Genomic DNA, 15,563 nt, shown 5'->3' with positions numbered 1-15,563 from the left:
TTCTGGCAAGCTTTTGACCTGCGGTTTAGGGTCGCATGACCTCTTGGAGCTCCGTTGACCCGTACCTGACCTGCCCTTACGTCACGGTAGCCTCCTTCAGCACGGAAGACGACAGGCCGCCGGTTTTGCCACATGTGTCCCCCTACCCAGGGCTGTGTGGGTAAACCCGGTCTTGCCCGGAAGGTTCCCTCGCACGTCAATGACGCCTGAGATGAAGAAGTACATCGACCTGCTCGAGAGCCAGCTCGGCTACTCCGAGAAGGCCGACGAGTACACCAAGTTCGGCCATTGGTACGGCAAGAACGTCGAGTTCGACGCCGACTACACCTCCGCCCCTTGGTGTGACATGTACCTGTCGTGGGCCGCTCACAAGCTCGGCTACCAGGACTGGATCGGCCAGTTCGCCTGGACCGTGCAGCACGCCGAGTGGTTCAAGGAACAGGGCGCCTGGGGCCACAAGCCCAAGCCCGGCGCCTTGGTCTTCTACGACTGGAGCGGCTCGAACGACATCGACGCCATCGACCATGTCGGCCTGGTGACCAAGGTCGAGGGCGACAAGATCTTCACGATCGAGGGCAACATCGACGGCGGCGTCGCCAAGCGCAAGGAACGTGACACCAGCAAGGTCGTCGGCTACGGCTACCCGGAGAAGATCAAGACCCGCCTGGAGAGCGAGGCCGCCAAGAACCAGGTCGAGGGCGAGTGGGACGCGCAGCACCGGGCTGACGACCAGGCGTCCACCTCCACGACCGACGTGGGCCAGCTCCAGCTCCCCGACGGCACCCCGCTCGTCGGCATGATCCCCCGTATCGGGCAGGGCGGGGCCCCGCTGGTCGCCCGCCCCAAGCAGGCCACGGGCGCGGACACTCCCCAGCAGGCTGCCGCCCCCACCCCCGCGGCCACCCGCAAGTCGTCGCCCGCGGCCACCACGAAGGCCGCCGAGCAGGCACCCAAGAAGGGCAAGCACGCCAAGCCGGCCACCGCCGACACCAACGCGGTCACCAGCAACCCTGCCCCCCTTCCCACCATCGTCGACGCGTCGTCCAACGCACCGGTGCCCACTCTCTCGTCTCCCGCGCTGATCGGCTCCGCGCTGGTGGCCGCCCTCGCGGTCCTCGCCGTCGCCAAGACCCGGCAGCTGCGCGTACGCCCGGTCCGCGCGGCCGCTGTCGCCGCCCCGGCCGCACGCTCCACTGGCCCGGCCACCCGCCATCGCCACCGTCGCAAGCCCCGCACCGACGCGGCCCCTGTGCTGGTAGGCGCCAGCACGTCCACGGACGTCACCACGCCGTCCACGGACGTCATCATCCCGGCGACGACCCACCTGGAGCTGGTGGGATCGACCGTCCCGGCCGAGCTTTCGGTGCCGGCAGCGGTCCACCTAGAGCCGGCCGAGCTTTTGGCGCCGGCAGCGAACCGCCTGGAGCCGGTCGAGCCGATCGCCGCGTTGTTGTCCATTGCCTCGATCCCCATCCCAGAGGCGACGACGACATTCGACGCCTTCTCCTCCGTTCAGGAGACGACGGCGCCATTCGACGCCTTCTCCCCTGTTTGGGAGACGACTGTTTGGGAGACGACGGCGACGTTCGACGCTTTCACCCCTTCCACCCGCCGCGCCGCCACCCCACACCACCCCATGTCCCGCGCTGGACAACACCCCGGCGCCCGTTCCAGTGCCACCGCACGACGTGTCAGTGCCGCGTCGCAGCACCCCGGCGGGCGCACGCCGTACACAAGGGCGACCGAGCCCTGGCCCGCTCCCGGCGAGACGCACAGCTCTCAGACGGGCGGCTACTACGGCCGACGTCGCCGCAGCGGGCACCCGATCGAGGAACCGGCCCCCTTCACGTCCGAGGGCCCGCTGCGCGGCCGACGCCACCGCTCCCCCGCTCCTCACCCCACCGAGGGGTTCGCTCAGGACTCCTCGCCGCACGGCCGCCGCCACCGCTCTCCGCTGGCCGCCCCGTCCCATCTCGAACTGTTCGGCACCGAGCCTTTCGACCCCACCCTCCATGGCCGCCGCCACCGAAACCACGAGACCGTGACATCCACCTCCCTGGCTGTGGGAGGCGACGACGAGCGCGCGGCGAACGACCTCCTCTGGGCGGCCAGGCGTACCGAGGACGACCGTCTGCAGACGGCCGCACACACGCAAGGCAGCACCGTCGTCGAGGCGCGAGAATCCCGTAAGCCGGGCTCCCGCAGGGGCCGCCACCGCGCCTGACCGCCCCCAGGGACGGGACGCCCGTCAGGTCCACACCTCCGGGGGATGGGCCGTGAGAAGCTGAGCGACGAACTCGCGCCGGCTACGGACACCCGCCTTGGTGAAGATCGATTTGAGATGGTCCTGCACGGTCAGGGCCGTGGTGCACAGGGCCCGCGCGATGTCCTCGGTAGCTCGGCCCTGGACGACGCGCACGGCGACCTCGCGCTCGCGGGGGGTGAGTCCGTACGAGGCGAACACCACTGGCATGATGTCGGCGGGCGAGGCCGGGGCGATCACCACCGCCGAGGCCCCGTCCGCCTTGCCGCCCATCAGCGAGGCGTGCAGCACGAACCAGGTGCCATCGCGGCCACGTACCCGAAGCGGAGGAGGAGTACGGCCGCTGGCCGCCGCTCCCCTGGCCTGCTCGGCCACCATGACGAACGACGTCGGCACGGTGAAGATCGAGGCCGAGTCATCGATGAACTCACCCAGCAGCCGCTCGGCCCGCTCGTCGGCGCTGACCAGGTGATTGTCCGGCCCGAGCAGCACCACGGCGGGCGGCATCGGCGCCGGCGGAGCAGGCGACCGCAGCAGCTGGCTGCGCTGCAGGGCGACACCCAGGTACCGGGCCGCGCGCTGGGCCAGCGCCAGCTCACCGGGCCGGTACGGACCCCGGTCAGGAGCGCGCATGAACGCCGCGCAGCCCCACATCCCGCCTCCGGCGTCGAAGACGGCGCGGAGCTCATCGCCGAAGCCCGCCGGCGCGATCTGCTCCCGGAAACGCAGGCTGCGCCGCAGGACCCCGCCGGTGGCGCGGCTGAGCGTGTCGGCGCCTCGGCCGCTGAGCCGGATCTCGGGGAACCGCGCGGTGTCGTCGCCCCAGATCTCCAGCTGCACCGCCTGGTGGAAATCGTCCAGCCTCAGGTCCTCGGTGAGCACCGAGTTGACCAGGCCCGTCGCGGGATCGGTCGTATGCCAGCACACGGCGTCGAATCCGAGCGCGTCCCGCAGCACCGGATCGGCCTGCCGGAACACCTGCGCCGCGGTCAATTCCGCCCCGGCCAGGTCCCGTAAATCGGAGATCACCTGGCGCTCTGCTGTCCTGCGCGAGATCACGGCGGCAGCCTAACCGGGCGCCCGGAATATCCCAGATTCCTGGGATATTCATGAACAGCTCCGCGCGGTGATCATGAGCTGGTCACCCCCCCGCCCGGACCAGGAGGTCTCATGACCCCTCGCAGAGCTCCGCGCCGACAACTCCTCGCGACCGTACTCGCCACCACCTCCCTCCTCCTCTCCACCCTCACCACGATCACGGTCGCCGCGGCCCCCGCCTTCGCCGACGGCCCCTGCTCCACCAGCACCGGTGGCGGCCCCGGCGGCAGCGGCCCCGGCGGCATCCCGGACGACCCCGACCAAGATCCGAGCCAGGAGCCGCAGCTGACGCCCGAGCAGATGGAGGCTTACGTAGCGGAGAACGAGAGCCGAAACGGGCTGTACGGAGACACGCACGTCTACCTCGACAGCGCCGTCCCCCCGCACCCCACGGTGGGTGTGGGCTTCAACCTCGACCGCTCCGACGCCGAAGCCCTGCTGACGGCCGTCGGCGCCAACTACGCCGCGGTGCGTGCCGGAACCCAGGACCTGACCCCGCTGCAGATCATCACCCTGTTCAAGGGCGACTACCGCGCCGCCGTCGCGAACGTCGGCCGGGTGATCGACAACTTCAACTCGCTGTCGTCGGCGAGGCAGGTCGTACTGATCGACATGATGTACAACCTCGGCCCCACACGCTTCGGGCAGTTCACGGGAGTGATCAATGCCGTGAAGTCCGGCAACTTCCTCGCCGCCTCGATACAAATGCAGAACTCGAAATGGGCGAAGCAGGTCGGCAACCGCGCCAAGAAGGGCATGAGGCTGATGTCTCAGGGCGCGGTGTGCGACCCAAGGGACATGCCGCGCTTTGTCCCCATCTCCCCCGGAGGCGGCGGTGGCTGGACCCAATATCCGGGAGGCGTCGAAGCCATGCCGTGGAGCGGCGGGAACGGTGATTCCGATTTCTGGATGAAGCTCAAGAGCATCGCCAGCGAGGTTGTCTGCTACACCATGACCGTCACGGTGACCGGTCCAAACGGAACATATACCGCCTCGACCGTCCACTGCGACTGACCTAGCGACGGCGGCGGACCTCGTGCCGCCGCCGCTCGCCCACGAGCAGTGCATCATAGAGTCACAACCAACAAAGGCCGGAAGTAGCGATGTACCCGGAAAGCGGCGAACGCACTAACACGGAAATGCTGTGGAAGCTCGCCAAGGACAAGCGCGTGAAGTCCCGCGTGACCGCAGCGCGGTCCCCTGATGCCAGCCGGGACATACTTGAATTTCTGGTTGCCGATGAAGCATCGGCCGTGCGGCGAACTGTCGCCGCGTGGGAGGGTCCGGAGGTTGCCGACCTGCTCCGAACCTTAGGCGGCGACCCCGATCTGAAGACACGCCAAGCCGTCGTCGCGAACCCACACTGCTCAGCTGACGTCCTCCGCGAACTCGTCAACGATCCCCATGAATCCGTTCGCTGGGCGATACCGTCCCACCCCCGAACAGACATCAGCGTGAGAAGAGCGATCACCGCATCCCAGGACAGCACGCTCCGTCGGCTCCTGGCCGAATCCGATGAACTTGAGCCAGAAATTGCCCGCCTTCTCATGGACGACTCGCCTGAGATCAAGGAGAGCCTCGCGGCACACACCACTCTTCCCGATGTGCTCAGCACGCTGGCCGCCCATCCAAACCCCAAAGTCCGCGCTGGTGCGGCACAGAACCCGAAGACGACGCCCGAGCAACGGCACTCTCTGGCACGTGATCCGGCCGCGCTGGTACGGGCAAACCTCTTGAAGTTCGTGGAACTGGAAGAAGAGGAGCTCCGCTTGCTGGCCAACGATCGATCGGTCAATGTCAGGTGGTGGCTAGCCACCTGTCCGACCACGCCCCTCGGCATTCTGGAGAACCTGGCCCAGGACCCCCATCCGGAAGTGGCGAGCCAAGCGACGGCGGCCTTGGCCAGGTGGTGAAAGCGGAGTAAGCCCCAACTCCTCGTCATTGCGTTCTGCTGTTAGACGGAGGCAGCCTGGGCAGGCTCGCCGGGCCGTAGACACGAAGGACAGGGACCAGCCGCATATCGGCAGTGGGCGGACCTGCACCCCGCACAGGGCCTTGCGCTCATCCAGCCCCAGCACCGCGTGCAGAACCATCGCGCCATCAACAGCTGAGATACCCATGGTGTACAAGCTGCCCGCCTGACGAGAGGTCTGCGCAGCAGGCTCAATGAGCAGATCGTCCAGATGCACCGGCCAACGCCGCGCGCCAGCGGGCAGCTGGTGTGCCTCACCGTCGAGTTCGAGCAGGGCGACGGAGCCGTATCGCATCAGAGCCCTGATGAGACCACACCGGCTGAGCAGCCACCTTGAGTAGGAACGAGTTCGCGCCGGACTGTGCAGCAGATCGACGACCTTCGCTCTACTTCCGACCACCGACCGAGGCTCGTTCATCGCGGGAACGCACCCGCCGTACCGTTGGCGGCGGCAAGATCCGTGATCACCTCCGACAGCGAGTCCGACCGCCGAAGGATCGCGTAACGGAAGGCGATGCGGCGGGCAGCTCGCTCAGGCTCCAGGGCCGGGTGCCAGGCGTAGACGACGCTCTTCCTCTCTGCGTCCCAGCCCGCGCGCCACCAGTACCGGTTGGAGTCACACCACACCACCAACCCGACCCAGACCGAAACCAGTGCGAGCCCATACCCGTCATGGACATCAGCGGCGATGCCGTGATCCTTTAGGGCCATCCGGAGGTTTTCGGCGGCCAAGGCGGGAAGAGAAGTCGCCTGCTCATACTCGGCGGGAACGCTCATGGGTAGTGCCTCCTGACGCCGGGGGATCGGGTCAGCAGGAACCATAGGCAGGGCCGATCAGGACAGCCCGCAGCGCCGTGAAGGTCAAAAACCCGCAGAGAAGTGCGGGTCAGACGATGCCGGCGCGGTGTGCCAGCGGCCGGAGCTCAGGCGTGCTCGCCTGGTGCTCACGCTTGAGAAGCTGGGTCAGCAGTTCGCGAGGACGCCCGCCGTACCGCACAAGCTCGGGCGAGAGCCGTTCCGCTTGAAGGAGCATGTTCACCGATGCGGCGTCCTTACGCTGGACCGCGTACGCCCGCGCAAGGTCCAGATGCACCTGAGCCCGTCGCCCGACGAGGCCGGTTGCCAGCGCCGACAGGTTCAGGGACTCACCCGTGCTGATCGCTCGCCGTACGTCACCGAATTCGATGGCTGCCGACACCTCATGGATGGCCACGTTCGTCATACCGAAGGCCGTCCAGAAGTCGTTGCGATCCTCGCCGATCGTCTCGGCTGCCTGCCTTGCCTGAGCGAGGAAGCCCAGGACAGCGGCCCGGTCGTAGGCTGCCGCAGCGGCCGTTACGGCGATCAGGTAGAGCGCGCCGAGCACGGGCAGGGATCGTGGACTCCGGCGCAATGAGTCAGCCGCCTCAAGGACCATTCGCAGCGCCCGCTCTGTCTCCCGCAGCCTGATCAGGACGTACCCGAGCCGGTATGCGCTCACGGCCACCAGCAGCGGCCGGTCGGCCTCCTCCGCGGCGGCGAGAGAGCGATCCGCCGCCACCCACGCCAGCTCAGGCTCGCCCACCCGCCGAAGCGTGGTCGTGGTGCAGTGGTACGTAAGTGACCGGAGCGTCTGATAAGCCCGTCGCGCGCCTGCGGGCGCGTGACGGCTGCCCAGCTCCGTCGCCACGATCAGGCGCGGCAACCTTCGACCGACCTCGTCATAGCGCGTCGCCTGATATAGCCCGTTCACCCTGCGGATCTCATGCTGGAGCCAGACGAGGGACTCCACCGATCCTTCAGCGAGGCGGGAGTCGATGGACGCGGACAAACCGTCGTAGCCCATCATGGCCCGCCGAATGCCGGGGGCGGCCTGGTAGCGCATCATGGCGGTGCTCTTCTTCGCGGTGAGTTCGTCGACGGGCAGGCCCAGGATCTCGGCGAGAGCGTTGATCACGGTGTGGTTGTCTACCGAGCGTTCCCCTCGTTCCACCTGGCTAAGCCAGCTCTCAGAGCGGCCGACCAGGCCGGACAGGACGGCTTGAGACAGACCCCGCCGACGGCGGGCGCGGGCGATACGTTCGCCGATCTCCTGCCGGACGCCCATGAACATCACTCCCGCGCTTGTCTCTCCCCGACCACGGTGTGCAGCTCCTGCATGATGCGTTCCCAGGATGGCATGCGGGACTCCGGCGGAGCGTCGGGATCGAACAGGATCCGCACGCCCATCTCTTCAAGGCAGGCGAGGTTGCGGACAAAGGCCACGTGCCGGGCGAGCGCCGCCTTGAGCAGCGGTACGGCCAGGATCGGCACGCCGAAGCCCATTACTTCGCAGAGCAGACCGACCGCGAACGTGTCGGCGATCCCAGCCGCCCACTTGTTAATCGTGTTGAAGGTGGCCGGAGCGACGATCACGGCGTCTGCGGGAGGCAGGCCCTTCGGCTCCTCCGGCATCCTGTACGTGCTGCGCACCCGATCACCGGTCAGCCGCTCCAATTCCGGAACGTTGAGGAAACGCTCACCCATCGGTGTCGTTACGACATGCACCTGCCAGCCGGCCGCCTGGGCCCGCGGAACCAGGTGATGCAGATCGGCTGCCGCAGGTGCTGCGCACGCCATGAGGTAGAGAACACCGCGCGTACCGGCCACAGGTCCCATACGGCGTGATCCTAATCCGCGCGTTGCCTGGCGATCTGCCGGGCGGCGGCAATTCCTTGTCGGGCGACTCAGGCTCGGAACCCCTTCGAACCACTAACGCGATGTGACGCCGTATTCGGCCGCGAACGCGGCCAGGCTGGCGACGGCGTCGCGGCTGCGCTTCCACGGGCGGACGATCAACCGGTCCACCCCCAGCTCCGCCCAGTCCGCCACCTCCTCCGGCGACGCCAGCGAGTACGCGTGCGCCGTCACCGAGCAACGCCGCTCCTCCCGCAGCGCCGCCAACTGGGACAGCTGCGGCCTGATCGACTCCAGGGTGTGCGGCATGCTGATCCAGCCGTCACACAGCGTCGCCGCCCGGCGCAGGGCGGCCGGCGACTCGCCGCCGCACAGGATCGGCAGCCGGTGCTGTACGGGCTTGGGCTCGAACGCCACCTCTGGGAAGGAGTAGAACCGCCCCGAATGCGTGACCACCGGCTCACTCCACAGCCGCCTGGCCACCTCGATCGCCTCGTCCAGCCGGGCCCCGCGCGAAGCGAAGGGGATGCCGGCCGCGTCCCATTCCCCCTGGTACCAACCCGCCCCTACTCCGCATATCGCCCGGCCTGACGACACCACGTCGAGCGTGGCGAAGGCGCGGGCCGAGACGAACGGATGGCGCAGCGCGAAGAGGTGTACGGCCGTGCCGAGCCTGATCCGGGAGGTCAGCGCGGCCAGCCAGCACAGGTACGCGGGCGCGTCGAACAGCGGCGTGCCCGGCTTGATGCCCGGCTCCGAGGTGCCCGGGTAGAGGGCCAGCGACAGGTCGGTGCTGAAGACGAGGTGCTCGGGCAGCCACACGGACTCGAAGCCCAGCTCGTCAGCGGCCACCGCCACGTCCTTCCACGCGGCCGGGTGGATGAGGCCGAGCGGGACGCCGTACCTCACGGGTACCGCCTCAGATCGCCGCCGATCAACGACTCTCGCACACGGGCCCGGTGTACGGCGGAGCCACCGTAGGCGGCCGACAGCGACCACGCCCGCGCCAGCCAGAACCGCAGGTCCAGCTCGTCGGTGTAGCCGATCGCGCCGTGCACCTGGAGCGCCACCCGGGCCGCCAGCGCGGCCGCCTCGCCCGCCGCGGCCTTGGCGGCGCTGACGTCCCGGTCCACGCTCGTCACCGGATGATCAGGCTCGCGTCCCGGCCGCGCCGCCGACGGAGCGTCCGCCTGCCGGTCCGCCGAGAGCACCGGCTCGTCCACTGACAGCGCCGCGCGGTGGACGAGGGGGGCGGCGAAGTCCAGGGCGATGGCCACGTCGGCCAGCTGGTGCTTGACCGCCTGGAACGACCCGATGGCCGCCCCGAACTGGGTCCTGACCTGGGCATGCGCCACGGCGGTCGCCAGCAGCTGCCTGCCCACCCCGATGAGCTGCGCCGCCGTCGCCACGGTCGCCCGGCGCAGGGCGGGGACGTACGAGCGGTCCAGCGGTACGGAGTCGTCGAAGGAGACATCGAACAGCTTCCGGCACGGGTCGGCACCAGGCCGGGCCGCCAGCCGTACGGACTCCTTGGTGACCAGGTGCAGGCCGTCGGCGCGCGCGACCACGAGCAGGTCGGCCAGGTCGGCGTCAGGAGCGTACGTCTGGCCGGGCAGCAGCACGCTCACGCAGACCGACCCGGAGGCGAGCTTGGGAATGTCGTCCAGCAGGTACGGCGCCGCCACGGCGGTCTCCACGATCGGTCCGGGCAGGCAGGCCCGACCGGTCTCCTCCAGCGCGGGGAGCGCGTCCACCAGCATGAGCCCGAGCCCGTCGGCGTCCGGGGGCAGGAGCAGTCCGAAGAACCCGATTTCGGCCAGCTGCTCCCAGGCCGGGCGGCGTTCGGAGCGCAGTGCGGCGGGCGGGCAGTGGGCGCGCAGCACATCCCGTACGGTCGCCGCCAGGGCCAGTTGCTCATCGGTGAAGGCGAAGTTCATGGAGCCGCCGTTCGTCGAGCCAGAGTTCGTGGAACTGGAGTTCTCATCGAGGCAGCCCCAGGACTCGTTCGGCGATGATGTTGCGCTGGATCTCGTTCGTGCCCGCATAGATGGGCCCCGCCAGCGCGAACAGGAACCCGTCGAGCCACGGCGTCTCCCCCGCCCGCTCGCCGAGCAGCTCCATGGCCAGGGTGTGCATCCGCAGGTCCAGCTCGGACCAGAAGACCTTGCCCATGCTGGACGCGGACCCGATCTCGGCACCCGACATGAGCCTGCGGGCGGTGGCGAAGGTGTGCAGGCGGTACGCCTCGGCATCGGTCCAGCAGCGGACCGCCCGGTCGGCGAGTTCGGGACCCGCGTCGCGGGCCAGGTGGACGAGCCGGTCGGCGGTGGCCAGGAAGCGGCCGGGGCTGCGCAAGGCCAGACCGCGTTCGGACGAGGTCGTAGCCATCGCGATCCGCCACCCCTCCCCTGGCGCGCCGAGCACCATCGAGTCAGGCACGAAGACCCCGTCGAAGAACAGCTCGGCGAACCCCGGCAGCCCGTCGAGCTGCGCGATCGGCCGGACCGTCACTTCGCCGAGGTCGAGGTCAAGCGGGAACATGAAGTACGTCAGCCCCCGGTGCCGACCCTCCTCCGAGGTACGGAAGAGGCCGAACCCATGTGAGGCGTAAGAGGCGCGGGAGCTCCACGTCTTCTGCCCGTACAGCCGCCAACCGCCCTCCACCCGAGTCGCGCGGGACTTCAGCGCGGCCAGGTCGCTCCCCGCCTCCGGCTCGGACCATGCCTGTGCCCAGACCTCGTCGGCGCGGGCCATCCCGGGGAGCCAGCGCCGTCGCTGTTCCTCCGTGCCGTACGCCATCAGGGTCGGGGCCAGCAGGAAGATCCCGTTCTGGGTGACCCGGCCGGGGGCGCCCACGGCCCAGTACTCCTCCTCGAAGATCAGCCACTCGATCAGTGAGGCGTTCCGCCCGCCGTACTCCTCCGGCCAGGAGACGGCGGACAGCCGGGCGGAGGCGAGCAGCGCCTCCCACGCGCGATGCGCCTCGAAACCCTCGGGAGTGTCCATCGACGGCAGCCCACCGGGTACGTGCCGGGCCAGCCAGTCGCGAACCTCGGCACGGAAATCCTGCTCGGCCGCGGAGAAGTCGAGATCCACAAAGACCAACCTAGCGCACGCTTGGTCGCGTCGCCAGATGGCGGTAATCGGACATACCCTGAAGCGGTGCAAGGACTGCTGCTCCGCCTGTCGACACTGGACACCGACGCGGAGAGCGCCGTGCGCGTCATCGCCTATTTCGACTCGCTGGTGCGCGACCACGTGAGCGTCCCGGTGCTGCTCTCGGCGACCGCCCACCTGACCCAGTGCCCAGTGGGGCTGCTCGACGCGGCCACCGGCAGGGCCACCCGCAGGCACCCCGGCGGTCAGGTCGACCACATCGACCACCCCGACCAGCCGGGCACGGTCAGGGAACTAGCCGCAGGACTTGCCTCGCTCAGGGAACTGACTGCGGGCCTCGGCGCGGTCTGGATGGAGCGCGAGGGCACCCCGCACGGGCTGGACGAGATCGTCCTCGAACGGTTCGCGGCCGCGGCGGAGGTCACGCTGGAGCGCGCCGCCGCGCTGGCCCGGGAGGGCAGGGACCCGGCGCTGGTGGAGCTGGCGCTGTCGGCGGAGACCGGTGAGGCGGAGCGGGCGCGGGCGCTGCGGCTGCTGGGGTTCGATCCCGCGACGCCGTTGCAGGCGCTGGCCATCGCGGTCCCCGCGGACGAGGGCTTCGCCCTGGTGCCCGGAATGCGCACGATGGGGCACCACGTACGCGCGGCTCGGATCGGCGACACGGAGGCGGTGCTGGTGGCCGCCGCGCTGCCACGCCTGCCCGACTCGGCGCGGGTCGGCATCGGCCCCGAGCTGCCCGGTTCGCGGGTGGCCGAGTCGTGGGCGGGCGCGCGTACGGCGCTGCGCTTCACCGGCCCACAGGACCGCGTGGTGCGCTGGACCGAGCTGGGCGCGCTGGCCCTCTACGCCGACGTGCCGGACGCGGCGATCGCCGAGCTGGCCGACGTGCGGTCGATGGAGCGGCTCGGCGGCGAGGGCCGCACGGCCGTGCGGGCGCTCTGTGCCGAGGGCTCGGTACGCCGGGCCGCCACTGTCCTGCACCTGCACCACAGCTCGATGGCCGTACGGATCGCACGAGCGGAATCGGCCCTGGGCTTCTCCCTCGCCGACTCCGCCGGACGGCTCCGCGCCCACCTGGCTTTGGCCCTTGTACGGCTGCGCGCCAATGGCGAAACTGGATGATCTTCAGAAGTGGGACCCAGTGACCAAGAACCAGAACGGCCGGCCAGGACACTGGATCCCGCCCGGCAAGCCCACCGACATCCCGCCGGGCGTACAGCCGGAGTCCGAAGGCAAACTCCTCTGCCTGGAATGCGGCCTGTGGTTCAAGCAGCTCGGCCAGCACGTCGTGGCAAAACACGACATGTCTGCCGATGACTACCGGCGCGACCACGAACTGCCCCGAGGCTTCGGCCTGCACTCCACCCCGGTCAAGGCGGTCCGCAGGCAGGCGCAGCGCGCCAAATGGGACACCGACCTGGAGTTCCGGGCCCGGCTGCGCCCCAAACGCTCCCGGGAAGAGCTGGCCGAGCTGTCGAAGGCGGCCGGGCGCGACTCTCTGACCCGCGCGGGCGTACGGGCCGCGCGCCGCACCGGCGGAACCGTGGTCAAATACGGCCATCTGGGGACCGCGGCCCGCAAGGCCAAGCTCGCGGCCGAGGTCGCCGAGCGGTGCCGGGCGGCGGGGTACGTCAGCATCGAGCAGCTCTTCACCCGCCACCCGGAGCTGACCAACCAGGAGATCGCCTCCATGCTGGGCATCTCGAAGGGCCGGGTCTACAAGCTGCGACGGCGGCTGGGATTCGAGGCGCCCGGCCGCTGGGCCAAGGACTATGTCGTGAAAAACCCGGCGCTGCTCCCGGCGATCCCGGCCGACGAGCTCGCGGCCGTACCGAACGGCACGCAGCCCACCCGCAACGGTCACCTGCTGTGCCTGGAGTGCGGGCGCTGGTTCAAGACCCTGGTCCAGCACGTGTCGGTGATGCACGGCGTCAAGATGGCCGACTACCTGACCCGGCACGACATCGACCCGCATGAGACACGGGCCCGTGAGCTCGGCTACGCCTCGCTGGCCGACCTGCTCACCGCCACCGCCGACTGGAACGGCACCGACCTGGCCGCACTGCTGGGCGTCACCCAGCGCAAGACCCGTGAGCTACGCCACCGGCACGGCTTCACCCCGCCGAAAGGGGCGCGGCCGGTCGGCTTCGTGCCCAGGACGCCGCGCCCCCATCCCCCGCTGTCGGCGGCCGAGCTGGCGGCGGTCCCGTACGGCCGACAGCCCGAACGCGACGGCCAGCTCGTGTGCCTGGAGTGCGGCACATGGACCCGCGGCCTGGCCGCGCACGCGGTCGCCAAGCACCAGATCGGCGCGGCGGGCTACCGTGCCCGCCATGGCCTGCCCTCCGACCTGAAACTCCACCGACGCCCGACCTCGACTCCGTAGCCGCCCAGCGCTCAGCCGTTCTAGGAACCGTCCGAACGGAACGCCGCTCCGCGCTCAGCCGTACTATGAACCGTCCGAACGGAACGCCGCCCAGCGCTCAGCCGCCCTGCGAGCCGTCCTGCCGGTACGCCCGCTGGAGCGCCGCCAGCCGAGCCGCCCGCGCCCGCCTGCTCAGCTCCGTGTCCGGAATCAGCCCGTCAGACCCATGGAAGGCCCCCGGGTAGAGGTGGAACTCCGTTGACACCCCGGCCTGCACCAGCCGCTGCACATAGTCGATGCACTCATCCCTGAACACCTCCAGCTCGCCCACGTCCACGAACGTCGGCGGCAGCCCGGACAGGTCCGTGGCCCGCGCCGGAGCGGCATAGGGAGAGACGTCCTCGGTCCCGGCCTTGTCACCGAGCAGGGCCTTCCACCCGAACAGGTTCGCGGCCCGGTTCCAGACCACCGCCTCGGCGAACTCGTGGCTGGACGGCGTGATGTTGCGGTCGTCGAGCATCGGGCAGACCAGCAGCTGGAACGAGATGTCGGGGCCGCCCCGGTCACGGGCCAGCAGCACGGTGGCCCCCGCGAGCCCGCCACCCGCGCTCGCCCCGCCCACGGCCAGCCGGGCCGGGTCGATGCCGAGGTCGCCGGTGTTCTTGGCGGTCCACACCAGTCCGGCATAGCAGTCCTCGACCGGCGCCGGATGCGGGTTGTCGGGCGCGAGCCGGTAGTCCACGGAGACGATCACGACGCCGAGCTGCTCGGCGAACCCGATCATCATGAGGTCGTCCATGTCCGGCGTGCCGACGATCATGCCGCCGCCGTGGATCCAGTACAGGCCAGGCCGGCCGGTGTCCGTCCCCGGCTTCCGGTAGATCCGCAGCCGTATGTCGGGCGCGCCTTCGGGCCCCGGCACGTACCGGTCCTCGATGACGACCTCGGTGTCCGGCCTGGGGGCGGCCGCGAGCATGGCGTTGATCTGCGCCCGGTGCCCGCTGAGATCGAGGGCCGGGTCGCTGAGATCCGTCGACGGCATGACCAACTGGTCGAGTGCCGCCCTCAGCTCCGGGTCGAGATTGGGATGAACCGCCATGTCGCTTCCCTCCACGAGACCTCACCGTACGTCTCGATGATGGAAGGGCGGCGGCAGGGGGACAACCGCCAAGCGGCGGCGTTTCCCCCTGCTCTGCCCGCCAACCGGTCGGCTCAGCTCCGGGGATTCGTCATCGACGACCGAGCCGGGTTCCTGCGGGACGTCTCGGGGCGGGTCGTCGTCGGGTGTGCTTACTCGACATTCCCGAATGACCGCTCCGCTCGGGCGTACAGCTCCAAGGCGCTCATCAGGTCCGGCTTGCGGAAATCCGGCCACCTCTTCAGGACGTATCTCTCCTGCCATCGCGGCTCTCGCCAGGCCGGCCGCGGCATCGACCAATTCCTTGCGGCCGCCATAATTGAGCCCGAACTGCAGCGTGACGTGGCCGTTCGCGGAGGTGGTCTTCTCGATCGCCTCCACTGTCCGACGCAGGTCAGCGGGAACCTCCAGCCTGCTCCCGGTGCGCCGGAATCGCACACCAAGCTCGTTGAAGTCGTGCAGTGACAACGCAAGCACTCGGCTGAACAGTTCTATGAGTTTGCGGACCTCCGGCTCGGGACGTCCCCAGTTCTCGGACGAGAACACATGAATCGAGAGATAAGGTATGTTCAGCTCGACGCAGGCGGAAAGGCCTGACGCGAAGGCTTCCCGGCTGGCATCGTGTCCCGCGGATCTGGGCAGTCCGCGACTCGTCGCCCATCTGCCGTTACCGTCGGCCGATATGGCGATATGCCGGACGGGCGAACTACGGGCACCATTGCTGTACCTTTCTCATCGCATTGAGGACGCCGCGGTTTCCGAACGCGACGCGATCACGTGGAAATACTGGACCTCCCCCGCTCGGTACGCACTTAGCATGGCGGAATGAAAGTGCGCCGTTTCCCGCTGACGAATCTCGGTACGGTCCTTCTCGGCAAGGGATGAATAGGCGAGACTGAGCCGCCAGTAGGGGAGCTGACTCTCGGATGCGTCGACGACCAATCTGATCCGATAG

Annotated in this window: 14 protein-coding genes; 5 read left to right on the top strand and 9 right to left on the bottom strand. The window is 69.2% G+C overall.

The window, feature by feature from the left end; all coding sequences use genetic code 11:
- Positions 1 to 199: 199 nt before the first annotated feature.
- The gene (locus tag AB0J16_RS05585) at positions 200 to 2,224 is read left to right on the top strand and encodes a CHAP domain-containing protein (RefSeq protein ID WP_358535001.1); all 2,025 of its coding nucleotides are present in this window, start codon (positions 200 to 202) and stop codon (positions 2,222 to 2,224) included.
- Positions 2,225 to 2,248: 24 nt separating this feature from the next.
- Here the strand turns inward: AB0J16_RS05585 and AB0J16_RS05580 are convergent, their stop codons facing one another.
- Positions 2,249 to 3,322 (bottom strand): helix-turn-helix transcriptional regulator, encoded by a 1,074-nt coding sequence (locus AB0J16_RS05580; protein WP_358534999.1) that lies wholly within the window; start codon positions 3,320 to 3,322, stop codon positions 2,249 to 2,251.
- A 111-nt stretch (positions 3,323 to 3,433) separates the two neighbouring features.
- Between AB0J16_RS05580 and AB0J16_RS05575 the strand changes: the two genes are divergently transcribed.
- Both AB0J16_RS05575 and AB0J16_RS05570 read left to right on the top strand, forming a co-directional pair.
- Positions 3,434 to 4,375, top strand: a complete 942-nt coding sequence (locus tag AB0J16_RS05575; protein WP_358534997.1) for a hypothetical protein — start codon at positions 3,434 to 3,436, stop codon at positions 4,373 to 4,375.
- A gap of 89 nt (positions 4,376 to 4,464) precedes the next feature.
- Positions 4,465 to 5,274, top strand: coding sequence for a hypothetical protein (locus AB0J16_RS05570; protein WP_358534995.1), 810 nt, complete (start codon positions 4,465 to 4,467; stop codon positions 5,272 to 5,274).
- A gap of 473 nt (positions 5,275 to 5,747) precedes the next feature.
- On the opposite strand, the gene AB0J16_RS05565 is transcribed toward AB0J16_RS05570, so the two are convergent.
- The 6 genes from AB0J16_RS05565 to AB0J16_RS05540 all read right to left on the bottom strand — a co-directional run bounded on the left by AB0J16_RS05565 (position 5,748) and on the right by AB0J16_RS05540 (position 11,084).
- Complete coding sequence (locus AB0J16_RS05565) at positions 5,748 to 6,110, bottom strand: hypothetical protein (RefSeq protein WP_358534993.1); 363 nt, start codon at positions 6,108 to 6,110, stop codon at positions 5,748 to 5,750.
- Positions 6,111 to 6,219: 109 nt separating this feature from the next.
- Positions 6,220 to 7,419 carry a helix-turn-helix transcriptional regulator gene (locus tag AB0J16_RS05560; RefSeq protein WP_358534991.1) on the bottom strand — a complete coding sequence of 400 codons (1,200 nt, stop codon included), beginning with the start codon at positions 7,417 to 7,419 and terminating at the stop codon, positions 6,220 to 6,222.
- A gap of 5 nt (positions 7,420 to 7,424) precedes the next feature.
- A complete protein-coding gene (locus AB0J16_RS05555) occupies positions 7,425 to 7,970 on the bottom strand; it encodes a flavoprotein (RefSeq protein ID WP_358534989.1) in 546 nt (181 codons plus the stop codon).
- A 93-nt stretch (positions 7,971 to 8,063) separates the two neighbouring features.
- On the bottom strand, positions 8,064 to 8,897 hold the full coding sequence (locus AB0J16_RS05550; RefSeq protein WP_358534987.1) for a TIGR03619 family F420-dependent LLM class oxidoreductase: 834 nt from the start codon (positions 8,895 to 8,897) through the stop codon (positions 8,064 to 8,066).
- Positions 8,894 to 9,925, bottom strand: coding sequence for an acyl-CoA dehydrogenase family protein (locus AB0J16_RS05545; RefSeq protein ID WP_358534985.1), 1,032 nt, complete (start codon positions 9,923 to 9,925; stop codon positions 8,894 to 8,896). The genes AB0J16_RS05550 and AB0J16_RS05545 overlap by 4 nt, the downstream gene beginning before the upstream one ends.
- 43 nt (positions 9,926 to 9,968) lie before the next feature.
- Positions 9,969 to 11,084 carry an acyl-CoA dehydrogenase family protein gene (locus AB0J16_RS05540; RefSeq protein WP_358534983.1) on the bottom strand — a complete coding sequence of 372 codons (1,116 nt, stop codon included), beginning with the start codon at positions 11,082 to 11,084 and terminating at the stop codon, positions 9,969 to 9,971.
- 66 nt (positions 11,085 to 11,150) lie between these two features.
- Between AB0J16_RS05540 and AB0J16_RS05535 the strand changes: the two genes are divergently transcribed.
- Both AB0J16_RS05535 and AB0J16_RS05530 read left to right on the top strand, forming a co-directional pair.
- Positions 11,151 to 12,227, top strand: coding sequence for a helix-turn-helix domain-containing protein (locus AB0J16_RS05535; RefSeq protein WP_358534981.1), 1,077 nt, complete (start codon positions 11,151 to 11,153; stop codon positions 12,225 to 12,227).
- 19 nt (positions 12,228 to 12,246) lie between these two features.
- Positions 12,247 to 13,491: a MucR family transcriptional regulator gene (locus tag AB0J16_RS05530; RefSeq protein ID WP_358534979.1), complete on the top strand. Its 1,245-nt coding sequence runs from the start codon at positions 12,247 to 12,249 to the stop codon at positions 13,489 to 13,491.
- 97 nt (positions 13,492 to 13,588) lie between these two features.
- Here AB0J16_RS05530 and AB0J16_RS05525 read toward each other — a convergent pair whose 3' ends face one another.
- Both AB0J16_RS05525 and AB0J16_RS05520 read right to left on the bottom strand, forming a co-directional pair.
- Positions 13,589 to 14,569: an alpha/beta hydrolase gene (locus tag AB0J16_RS05525; RefSeq protein WP_358534977.1), complete on the bottom strand. Its 981-nt coding sequence runs from the start codon at positions 14,567 to 14,569 to the stop codon at positions 13,589 to 13,591.
- 21 nt (positions 14,570 to 14,590) lie between these two features.
- On the bottom strand, positions 14,591 to 15,292 hold the full coding sequence (locus AB0J16_RS05520) for an undecaprenyl diphosphate synthase family protein (RefSeq protein ID WP_358536119.1): 702 nt from the start codon (positions 15,290 to 15,292) through the stop codon (positions 14,591 to 14,593).
- Positions 15,293 to 15,563 lie beyond the last annotated feature (271 nt).

It is taken from the genome of Nonomuraea sp. NPDC049750 (assembly GCF_040659625.1).
GTDB lineage: Bacteria > Actinomycetota > Actinomycetes > Streptosporangiales > Streptosporangiaceae > Nonomuraea.
This window is presented reverse-complemented; position numbering and strand designations above follow the sequence as displayed.

Excerpts from the sequence above, each read along its gene's own strand:
- AB0J16_RS05585 (WP_358535001.1), top strand. The coding sequence starts at position 200 with ATGACGCCTGAGATGAAGAAGTACATCGACCTGCTCGAGAGCCAGCTC.
- AB0J16_RS05575 (WP_358534997.1), top strand. The coding sequence starts at position 3,434 with ATGACCCCTCGCAGAGCTCCGCGCCGACAACTCCTCGCGACCGTACTC.
- AB0J16_RS05570 (WP_358534995.1), top strand. The coding sequence starts at position 4,465 with ATGTACCCGGAAAGCGGCGAACGCACTAACACGGAAATGCTGTGGAAG.
- AB0J16_RS05565 (WP_358534993.1), bottom strand. The coding sequence starts at position 6,110 with ATGAGCGTTCCCGCCGAGTATGAGCAGGCGACTTCTCTTCCCGCCTTG.
- AB0J16_RS05560 (WP_358534991.1), bottom strand. The coding sequence starts at position 7,419 with ATGGGCGTCCGGCAGGAGATCGGCGAACGTATCGCCCGCGCCCGCCGT.
- AB0J16_RS05555 (WP_358534989.1), bottom strand. The coding sequence starts at position 7,970 with ATGGGACCTGTGGCCGGTACGCGCGGTGTTCTCTACCTCATGGCGTGC.
- AB0J16_RS05545 (WP_358534985.1), bottom strand. The coding sequence starts at position 9,925 with ATGAACTTCGCCTTCACCGATGAGCAACTGGCCCTGGCGGCGACCGTA.
- AB0J16_RS05525 (WP_358534977.1), bottom strand. The coding sequence starts at position 14,569 with ATGGCGGTTCATCCCAATCTCGACCCGGAGCTGAGGGCGGCACTCGAC.